Here is a 9,430-nt window from a genome sequence, read left to right as displayed (position 1 = left end):
CGGGCCGGCGCGGCCGCCGCGCCGACGTCCTTGCGCACCTTGGCCACGTCGGACGCGGTAACGGCCGCGCCCTTGTTGCCCCAGCTCGCGCGCACGAAGGTCACGACATCGGCCACTTCCTTGTCGGTCAGGCGCCAGTCGAAGCCCGGCATCGCATAGCGCGTGGGCGCCGCGCCGGTGCCCGGCATCTGCGCGCCCTTGAGCACGATGTGGATGAGCGAGGTCGGATCGGCCGAGTTGACCGTACTGCTCAGCGCCAGCTGCGGGAAGGTCTGCTCGTAGCCCTTGCCGGTGCTGCGATGACAAGCCGCGCAGTTGTTGAGGAAGGTCATGGCGCCGTCGCCCTGGTCCTTGCCGGTGCGCAGCGCCTGCGCCACGGCCGGGTCGTACGTCAGGGCCGCGGCCGCGTCCTTGCGGGCGGGCGGCAGGCTCTTCAGGTAGGCAGCGATGGCGTTCAGGTCCTCGTCGGTGAGGTGCTGCGTACTGTCCGAAACCACCTGGGCCATGCCGCCGAAGGCGGCGGAATGCCCGTTGCGCCCGGACTTCAGGAAGGCCACGATGTCTTCCTTGCTCCAGGCGCCCAGGCCGTCCACCGGATCGCCGCGCAGGTTCTTGGCCAGCCAGCCCTCGACCACGCCGCCGGACAGATAGTCGGAGCCGTCGGCGTCGGTGAGCGCCTTCTCCTGCAGCGCGAAGCCGCGGGGCGTGTGGCAGGTGCCGCAGTGGCCCAGGCCCTCGACCAGATACTGGCCGCGCAGCAGCGCCTGCTTGTCCGCGCCGTCGGGCACGGTAACGGGCGCGGTCGCGACGTCGGGCGCGAACATCCAGCGCCACACCGCCAGCGGCCAGCGCATGGAGAGCGGCCAGACGATGTCCGTGTCCTTGTTCTCCTGCCTGACCGGCTGCACGCCCTGCATGAAGTACGCATACAGCGCCTTCACGTCGTCGGGCGACATCCTGGCGTACGAGGGATACGGCATGGCCGGATACAGCGTGTGGCCGTCCTTGGATACGCCATGGCGCACGGCGCGGTCGAAGTCTTCCAGGCTGTATTCGCCGATGCCGGTTTCCTTGTCCGGCGTGATGTTGGTGGAATAGATGACGCCCAGCGGCGAATCCAGACCCAGGCCGCCCGCAAAGGGCTTGCCGTCCTTGGCGGTGTGGCAGGCGATGCAGTCGCCCGCGCGGGACAAGTATTCGCCTTGCTTGACGAGCTGCGCGTCGGCCGCGGCGGGCGTGCCCTCGGCGGCCCAGGCGGCGCTTGCGGCGCACAGAGCGAGGGCCGCGGCTATGGTTTGCTTCATCATGACGCGTCCCTCCTCAAGCCTGGACCAGCGGACCGGGGTTCTTCAGGTACTGCTCGCGAATCGCCTTGGCCGACCAGAACGCCAGGGCGCCGACCAGGCCGGTCGGGTTGTAGCCCATGTTCTGCGGGAACACGCAGGCGCCCATGACGAACACGTTGGGCACGTCCCAGCTCTGCAGGTACTTGTTGACCACGCTTTCCTTGGGGTTGGCGCCCATGATCGCGCCGCCCGTGTTGTGCGTGCTCTGGTAGACGCGCGTGTCGTAGCGGGCGCCCTTCTTGCGCACGGCCACGAAGTGCTTCTCGGGATTCATGGCCTTGGCCACTTCCTCCATGCGCTTGCCCATGTAGGCCAGCATGTCGAACTCGTTGTCATGCCAGTCGAAGGTCATGCGCAGCAGCGGCTGGCCGAAGCTGTCCTTGTAGGTCGGGTCCAGCGACAGGTAGGCGTCGCGGTACGACATCACCGATCCGGAAATGCCGATGGTCAGGAACCGCTGGTAGGCGTCCTGCACGCCGGCCTTCCAGGCCGTGCCCCACGCGGGCGTGCCCGGCACCGTGGGCGTCTGCTTGATGGGGCGCCCGCCGTAGCGCACGTGGCGGATGCTGGCGCCGCCGACGAAGCCCAGCGGCCCGTGGTCGAACTGGTCGCCGTTCAGGTCGTCCATGCTCACGCCGCCCGCGCCCGTGCCCACGAAGGGATTGAGCTGGGTGCCCTTGGGCAGCAGCACGTTCACCGCGCCGTTCATCTGGTAGGCGTAGTTCTTGCCCACCACGCCTTCGTTGGTCTTGGGATCGTAGGGCTTGCCGATGCCCGAAAGCAGCAGCAGGCGCACGTTGTGCATCTGGTAGGCCGACAGGATCACCAGGTCGGCGGGCTGTTCCACCTCGCGCCCCTGGGCGTCGATGTAGGTCACGCCCACGGCCTTCTTGCCGGAAGAGTCCAGGTTGACCTTGATCACGTGCGAGTGCGTGCGCAGCTCGAAGTTCGGCTTCTTGAGCAGCACCGGCAGAATGGTCGTCTGCGGCGAGGCCTTCGAGTACATGTAGCACCCGTAGTTCTCGCAGAACCCGCAGAAATTACAGGGCCCCAGGCGCACGCCGTACGGATTGGTGTACGGGCCCGACGCATTGGACGCCGGCGCCGGATAGGGGTTGAACCCCACTTCGCGGGCGGCCTTCTCGAAAAGCTGCGCGCCGTAGGTGGTGGTCAGGGGCGGCAGCGGGTATTCCTTGCTGCGCGGGCCTTCGTGCGGATTGCCGCCCTCGACGATCTTGCCGTTGAGGTTGCCGGCCTTGCCCGAGGTGCCGCACACGTACTCGAACTTGGTGAAGCTGGGCTCCAGCTCGTCGAACGTGACGCCGAAATCCTGGATGGTCATGCCTTCCGGGATGAACTTCTTGCCGTAGCGCGTCTCGTAGCGCGTGCGCAGCTCCAGTTCCTCGGGCAGGATGCGGTAGTGCATGCCGTTCCAGTGGAAGCCCGCCCCGCCCACGCCGGTGCCCAGCAGGAAGGAGCCGTTCTGGCGATACGGCACGGCCACGTCGTCGACGCCATGCCGTATCGTCACGGTTTCCTTGGAGAGATCCTGGAACAGCTTGCCGCGCACCGAATAGGCGAGTTCGTCCAGCACCTTCGGATATTCCGCATCCGTGGGCGTGTCCTGCATGCCGCCGCGCTCCAGCGCCAGCACGTTCAGGCCGGCTTCCGTGAGTTCCTGGCCCATGATGGCGCCGGTCCAGCCAAAACCCACCAGCACGGCATCGACTTTTTCTTTCTTGATCGCCATCGCTCAGCCCCTTTCCCCGGAAATCGACACAGGGCCGTAGGGATACTTGACATTGGGCTGGTCGGCCCAATCCATGTAATCGCCACGCGCGCCCGGGAAACCCACCATCTTCCAGCCCACCATGCCCTTGTTGCCGCCGTACATCGGGTCGGCGAAGAAACCTTCCTTGGTGTTGGTCAGCAGGTAGCTGAAGAAGGTCTTGGCGGGCACGGTATCGAATTCGATCTTGCCGGCCTGCATGTCCTTCAGCACCTGCTCCTGGACCGGCTTGTCGAGCTCGGCGAAGACCTTGCCGTGCGTCTTCTTGCACCACGCATCGCAGGCGGCGATGCCGTGGCGGTACAGCTCGCGGGGGTTCTGGTTGAGCTGGTAGCCCAGCTCGGGCGCCACGTCGGGGTGGAACGGCCCCTGCATGTACCACAGCTTGCCGTGGCCATAGGGCGTTTCCATCTGGCGGTCTATGAATTCGGGCACGCCCGCCGCGACGGCGCCGGGACCGTACTGGTCTTCGGGAATCAGGTGATCCACCGCGGCCACGATGAACGCCCATTCGGGCTTGGTGAAATAGGTAGGCTCGTAGGCCTTTGCGGAAGCCGGCGCCGCCTTGTCGGCGGCGCTGCTACAGCCGGTTGCCATGGTGCCCACCGCAAGGGTGGAAGCAGGCACGATGGCCAGCGCCTGCAGGAAGCGCCTGCGCGGTTTTGCCTCGTCTGTCATAGACATCTCCGTGAAAAATTCCATGCTGTCACGCAACGACGACATGAATTTCGAACCACGAACTGCCGGAACGGTGACAACACGCTTGCAAAAAGAGCCTACCGGGAAAACCCGGAAGCGACCCCATTATGCGCGCATTACGGAGTGCAATAGGCGTAAAAATGGGCTCCAGTTTCAAAATTTGACAATGAAAGCGGGTTTTCGGCGGTTTTGAAAACAGTTTTCCATTCAGGTTTTCGTCATATTTCTATCCGCTTAAATCCTGCTGACGAATTCATTAAAAACGGAGAGATACCCATGCCCCCGAGCATTTCCGAAAAACGCGCCGCCTTCCGGGCGTTGCACCGGAGCGGCTGCTTCGTATTGCCCAATCCCTGGGATATCGGCAGCGCGCTCTTTCTGCAGCACCTCGGCTTCAAGGCATTGGCCAGCACCAGTTCCGGACTGGCCTGGTCCACCGGCCATGCCGACAATGCGCTGCCGCGCGATGCCGTGCTGGCGCACCTGCGCGAACTGGTGCGGGCCACGAGCCTGCCCGTCAATGCGGATTTCGAAAACGGATTCGGGGCCACGCCCGGCGAAGTGGCCGAAAACGTAGCCCTGGCGGTCGAAACCGGCGTGGCCGGGCTGTCCATCGAAGACAGCACGGGCGACCCGGCCGCCCCGCTGCTGCCCATCGAAACCGCGGCGCATCGCATCGCGGCGGCGCGCCAGGCCATCGACGCCGCGGGCGGCGAAACGCTGCTGGTGGGGCGCGCCGAAAACTTCTTCGCCGGCTCGCCCGATCTGGACGACGCCATTGCCCGCCTGCAGGCCTATGCCGAAGCCGGGGCCGACTGCCTCTACGCGCCCGGCATCCAGACGGCGCAACAAGTACGGGCCGTGGTGCAGGCCGTGGCGCCCAGGCCCGTCAACCTGCTGCTCGGCGCACCCGGCGGCCTTTCCATCGACGAAGCCGCCCGCCTGGGCGTGCGGCGCGTCAGCGTGGGCGGCGCGCTGGCGCGCGCGGCCTGGGGCGGCTTCATGCGCGCCGCGCGCGGCCTGGCCGAAGGCCGGCTCGAGGGCTTCGCCCAGGCGGCCGCGGGCAGCGAGCTCAACGCCCTGTTCGGCCGCAACGCCGCGCGCCCCCGCGCTGACGCCGGCGCACGCGGACACGCCGGTCTGGGCCTGCAGGACGCGGCCGGCCCTGCCGCGCCGGGCTACTTGAACCCGGCCGCGGGGTCTTGCGGCGTGTCGTAGATGCCGCCGCCGTAGTCGGTGTCGACCTGGATTTTCACCTTGCTGGCGTCGACCTCGGGCGCGTCGCTCTTGTAGTGCATGACCATGGCCGGGAACAGCAGCACGGCCGCCACCATGAGCAGCTGGATCACGATGAACGGAATCGACCCGCGGTAGATCTGCCCCGTGGTCACGGGCTCGATCATCTTGCCCGTGACCTTGTCGCGGTAGCGGTCCTTGGGCGCGACCGAGCGCAGGTAGAACAGCGCGAAACCGAACGGCGGGTGCATGAACGAAGTCTGCATGTTCACCGCCAGCAGCACGCCGAACCAGATCAGGTCGATGCCCAGCTTGTCGGCCACCGGCCCCAGCAGCGGCACGATGATGAAGGCCAGCTCGAAGAAGTCGAGGAAGAACGCCAGCACGAAGGTCAACGCGCTGACCGCGATCAGGAAGCCGTACTCCCCGCCCGGCAGGCCGATCAGCAGGTGTTCCACCCACAAGTCGCCGTTCACACCGCGGAAGGTCAGGCCGAACACCGTGGACCCCACCAGGATGAAGACCACGAAGGTCGACAGCTTGGTCGTGGTGTCCATGGCCTGCTTGAGCAGCTTGAGCGAGAGGCGCTTGCGCGACATCGCCATCAGGATGGCGCCCACCGCGCCCATGGCGCCGCCTTCGGTCGGCGTGGCCACGCCGATGAAGATCGTGCCCAGCACCAGGAAGATGAGAAAGAGCGGCGGGATCATCACAAAGGTCACGCGCTCGGCCAGCGCCGACAGCAGGCGCAGCCTGAACACCTTATTGACGATGGCGATGACGAAGGCGGTCAGGCCCCAGATGAGCAGCGACAGCACGATCTGCTCGTCGATGGGCGCGGTGTCGGACTCCAGGTACTGCCCGGTGAAATACGCCGAGGCCGCCGAGATGATCATCAGCACCAGCAGCGAGCGCCCGCCGCGCGTGCCGTTGGGCTCGCGGAAGGAACGCGCCTCTTCGGGCAGGGCCGGCGCGCTGTCCGGCTTGATGAGCGACATCACCACCACGAAGACCACGTAGGCGCCCGCCAGCACGAAGCCCGGCACGATGGCGCCACGGTACATGTCGCCGATGGAGCGGCCCAACTGGTCGGCCAGGATGATGAGCACCAGCGAAGGCGGAATGATCTGCGACAGCGTGCCGGATGCCGCGATGATGCCGCTGGCCAGCCGGCGGTCGTAGCCGTAGCGCAGCATGATGGGCAGCGAGATCAGGCCCATGGAAATGACCGAGGCCGACACCACGCCGGTGGTGGCCGCCAGCATCGCTCCCACGAACACCACGGCAATCGCCAGTCCGCCGCGCACGGTGCCGAAGAGCTGGCCGATGGTTTCCAGCAGGTCTTCCGCCATGCCGGAGCGCTCCAGCACCAGCCCCATGAAGGTGAAGAACGGCACGGCGAGCAAGGTATCGTTGGCGATGATGCCAAACACCCGCTGCGGCAGCGCCTGGAACAGCGCGGCATTGAGCAGCCCCAGTTCCATGCCGATCAGGCCGAACAGAATGCCGTTGGCCGCCAGCGCGAACGCCACCGGAAAGCCCAGCAGCAGGAACACCACAAGCGTGGCGAACATGATGGGGGCCATGTTTGCAATGAAGAAATCCATGTTCAACGGCCCTCCCCGTCATCGCCCGGCTGGCGCTGGCCCAGCTCGCGCGCTTCGCGCTGCCGCGCCTCCTCGGCGATCTCGCGCGCCAGCGCTTCCTCCGCCGACTCGGCCTCCTCGCGCGCGCCCGGATCGGGGCAGCGCCCCATCAGAAAACCCACGCACTTGATGAGGTGCGAAATGCCGGCCAGGATCAGCAGGCTGAAGCCCACGGGAATCAGCAGCTTGACCGGCCAGCGGATCAGGCCGCCGGAGTTGGAAGACATTTCATGCGTCACGTAGGAGTCCATGAACATGGGCCACGACAGATAGGCGATCAGCACGCAGGCCGGCAGCAGGAAGAAAATCACGCCAAAGATGTCGATGCACACCTGCGCGCGGCGCGGCAGCTTGGACGAGAGCACGTCCACGCGCACGTGCTCGTTCTTGAGCAGGGTGTAGCCGGCGGCCAGCAGGAAAATGGCGCCGAACAGATACCACTGCAGCTCCAGCCACGCGTTGGAGCTGGTCTGGAACAGTTTGCGGATGACGGCGTTGCCGGCGCTGATGACGACGACGACCAGCGTCAGCCACGTCACGCACCGGCCGACCGCCGTGTTGATCGCGTCGATCAAGCGGGACAAGGCTAATAGGGCATTCATGATGGATTTCCGACACCGCCGGGCCGGCATGCCCGGCGGCTGCTAGGGTCTACCAGGAGAGGACGAAAAGGGCGCGCGCTTCATGGCAAGAAGGCGCGCGCCCCGGGGACATCGCCGCGGACTTACTTGCCGCGGTTGATGGTGCCCATGTAGCTGTCGAAGCTGCCTTCGGCCACGCGGAACCAGGGCAGCTCGTTGTCGCGGAAGTCGCGCATGTTTTCGTAGACCTTCTTGAACATCGGGTCTTTCGCGCTCATGTCGGCGTACACCTTCAGCGCTTCCTGGTAGCAGGCGTCGAGCACCGGCTTGGGGAAGGACTTGAGTTTGGCGCCGGCGGCGATCAGGCGGCGCAGCGCGCCCGGGTTCTCCGCGTCGTACTTGGCGATCATGTCGTTGGTCGCCGCAGCCGAGGCCTGGTCCAGCACCGCCTGGTAGTGCTTGGGCAGCTTGTTGTAGGCGTCCTGGTTCACGTACAGCGACACCTGCAGCGTGCCTTCCCACCAGCCCGGGAAGTAGTAGTACGGCGCCACCTTGTTGAAGCCCAGTTTCTCGTCATCGTAGGGGCCGATCCATTCGGCGCCGTCGATGGTGCCCTTCTCGAGCGCCGGATAGATGTCGCCGCCCGCGATCTGCTGCGGCACCACGCCCAGGCGCGACAGCACCGCGCCGGCGAACGCGCTCATGCGGAACTTCAGGCCCTTGAGATCGTCCAGCGTGTTGATTTCCTTACGGAACCAGCCGCCCATCTGGGTGCCGGTATAGCCGCACGGGAAGTTCACCACGTTGTACTTCTTGAACACCTCGCGCATCAGCTTCAGTCCATCGCCGTGGCGCATCCAGGAGTTCATCTGGCGCGTGTTCAGGCCGAACGGCACCGCCGCGTCGAAGCTCAGGATGGGGTCCTTGCCGAAGTAGTAGTACGAGGCCGAATGCCCGCACTCGATGGTGCCGTTCTGCACGCCGTCCAGCACCTGCAGGGCCGGCACGATTTCGCCGGCGGGGAACACGCGGATGGAAAACTTGCCGCCCGTGGCCTCCGAGACGTACTTGGCCAGGCTTTCGCCGCCGGAATAGATGGCGTCGGCGCTGCGCGGGAAGCTCGACGCCAGGCGCCAGTTCAGCGTCGGCGCGTCCTGCGCGAATACGGGGGCTGCCAGGGTGGCGCCGCCGGCGGCCGCGCCCAGAGTGGCTTTCTTGAGGAATGAACGGCGTTGCATGTGGAAGTCTCCCAACTTGGATAAAGTGCCCAGTCGCTGTGCCGGAGAATGGGGTGCATTCCCCGCTGCGCGTCCCAACGGGTAACAATTGGTCGCGTTTATGGTTTTCGGGCGCCATCGTATCGGCAAACGACTTCGTAACGAACCGGGAAAACCCTCGCCGTAAGTTTCGTGAAATTTTTCTCCCCGCCGGCGCTGGTCGGACCGGGATGCGCAAAAAAAGCGCGGCAGCGCCTGACCGCAGCGCGTCGCCCAGGAGCGGCGGCGCGCAGTCAAAAATATAAGAAAACCAGTTTTTATAACCATAAGTTCTAAATAAAAACCGCCCTCCCGGCGCGCCCTTTCATGTCGCGCACAACTGCTATGTCGCACGTATCCGCCTCCGTTTCGGGCCCGCCTGAAATTTGCTATCGCAAATAACAGTGCTTATCATTTGCTTTATTGTTAAAGAAACACGAAGGCCGCCATGCACGCCGTCGACCATCGATACGCCCTCGCCCGGCCCGCCGCCGCAAGCCTGGCGCGGTGGAGGCTGGCCACGCGCCACGGCAACCTCGCCTTCCAGGCGGGCGACCTCCGCAAAGCCGAGTCCCACTACCGCGCCGCGCTGGCCCAGGCGCGCGATCGATTCGCGGTCGACGACGATGCCGACGCGGGCGTGGCCGCCTGGGTCATCGCCCACCACAACCTGGCCGACCTCTGCGAAAAAACCGGCGACGACGCCACCCGACGCCGCCTGTTGCTGACGGCGCACCAGCGGCTGTGCAGCGCCATGTACGACGACGAACTGCCCGAGGCCTGGCGCCAGGCGGCCCTGGCCCACAGCCGCCGCACCTACGCCGAACTGCTGCGCTATCTCGCCGGCCACCCCGACGACGCCGGGCGTGCGGCTGGC

At 65.8% G+C, this 9,430-nt stretch carries 8 protein-coding genes; 2 read left to right on the top strand and 6 right to left on the bottom strand.

The features are described from left to right. The 3 genes from AD428_RS17695 to AD428_RS17685 all read right to left on the bottom strand — a co-directional run. Positions 1-1,307: c-type cytochrome (locus tag AD428_RS17695; protein WP_053245657.1), on the bottom strand; the 1,307-nt coding region annotated here is incomplete at its 3' end. Positions 1,308-1,320: 13 nt separating this feature from the next. After that, the gene (locus tag AD428_RS17690) at positions 1,321-3,096 is read right to left on the bottom strand and encodes a GMC family oxidoreductase (RefSeq protein WP_053245658.1); all 1,776 of its coding nucleotides are present in this window, start codon (positions 3,094-3,096) and stop codon (positions 1,321-1,323) included. A gap of 3 nt (positions 3,097-3,099) precedes the next feature. Beyond that, a complete protein-coding gene (locus tag AD428_RS17685; protein WP_053245659.1) occupies positions 3,100-3,813 on the bottom strand; it encodes a gluconate 2-dehydrogenase subunit 3 family protein in 714 nt (237 codons plus the stop codon). Between the two features lie 297 nt (positions 3,814-4,110). Here AD428_RS17685 and AD428_RS17680 point away from each other — a divergent pair, with 297 nt between their 5' ends. After that, positions 4,111-5,052 (top strand): isocitrate lyase/PEP mutase family protein, encoded by a 942-nt coding sequence (locus tag AD428_RS17680; protein ID WP_082308475.1) that lies wholly within the window; start codon positions 4,111-4,113, stop codon positions 5,050-5,052. Here the strand turns inward: AD428_RS17680 and AD428_RS17675 are convergent. The 3 genes from AD428_RS17675 to AD428_RS17665 all read right to left on the bottom strand — a co-directional run bounded on the left by AD428_RS17675 (position 5,013) and on the right by AD428_RS17665 (position 8,535). After that, the gene (locus tag AD428_RS17675; protein ID WP_053246049.1) at positions 5,013-6,677 is read right to left on the bottom strand and encodes a TRAP transporter large permease; all 1,665 of its coding nucleotides are present in this window, start codon (positions 6,675-6,677) and stop codon (positions 5,013-5,015) included. The genes AD428_RS17680 and AD428_RS17675 overlap by 40 nt on opposite strands. Positions 6,678-6,679: 2 nt before the next feature. Next, the gene (locus AD428_RS17670; protein WP_053246048.1) at positions 6,680-7,318 is read right to left on the bottom strand and encodes a TRAP transporter small permease subunit; all 639 of its coding nucleotides are present in this window, start codon (positions 7,316-7,318) and stop codon (positions 6,680-6,682) included. A 122-nt stretch (positions 7,319-7,440) separates the two neighbouring features. Further along, positions 7,441-8,535, bottom strand: coding sequence for a TRAP transporter substrate-binding protein (locus AD428_RS17665; protein WP_053246047.1), 1,095 nt, complete (start codon positions 8,533-8,535; stop codon positions 7,441-7,443). A 466-nt stretch (positions 8,536-9,001) separates the two neighbouring features. On the opposite strand from AD428_RS17665, the gene AD428_RS17660 reads away from it, so the two are divergent. Then, a partial coding sequence (locus tag AD428_RS17660) for a hypothetical protein (RefSeq protein WP_053246046.1) occupies positions 9,002-9,430 on the top strand: 429 nt, incomplete at its 3' end.

The organism is Achromobacter sp. DMS1 (assembly GCF_001270295.1).
Note: the sequence above shows the minus strand (reverse complement) of the source record. Positions and strands in the feature narration are given on the sequence as shown.

What these genes read in the sequence shown, in the direction of transcription:
- AD428_RS17690 (WP_053245658.1), bottom strand. Translation starts at nt 3,096, where the DNA reads ATGGCGATCAAGAAAGAAAAAGTCGATGCCGTGCTGGTGGGTTTTGGC.
- AD428_RS17685 (WP_053245659.1), bottom strand. Translation starts at nt 3,813, where the DNA reads ATGACAGACGAGGCAAAACCGCGCAGGCGCTTCCTGCAGGCGCTGGCC.
- AD428_RS17680 (WP_082308475.1), top strand. Translation starts at nt 4,111, where the DNA reads ATGCCCCCGAGCATTTCCGAAAAACGCGCCGCCTTCCGGGCGTTGCAC.
- AD428_RS17670 (WP_053246048.1), bottom strand. Translation starts at nt 7,318, where the DNA reads ATGAATGCCCTATTAGCCTTGTCCCGCTTGATCGACGCGATCAACACG.
- AD428_RS17675 (WP_053246049.1), bottom strand. Translation starts at nt 6,677, where the DNA reads ATGGATTTCTTCATTGCAAACATGGCCCCCATCATGTTCGCCACGCTT.
- AD428_RS17665 (WP_053246047.1), bottom strand. Translation starts at nt 8,535, where the DNA reads ATGCAACGCCGTTCATTCCTCAAGAAAGCCACTCTGGGCGCGGCCGCC.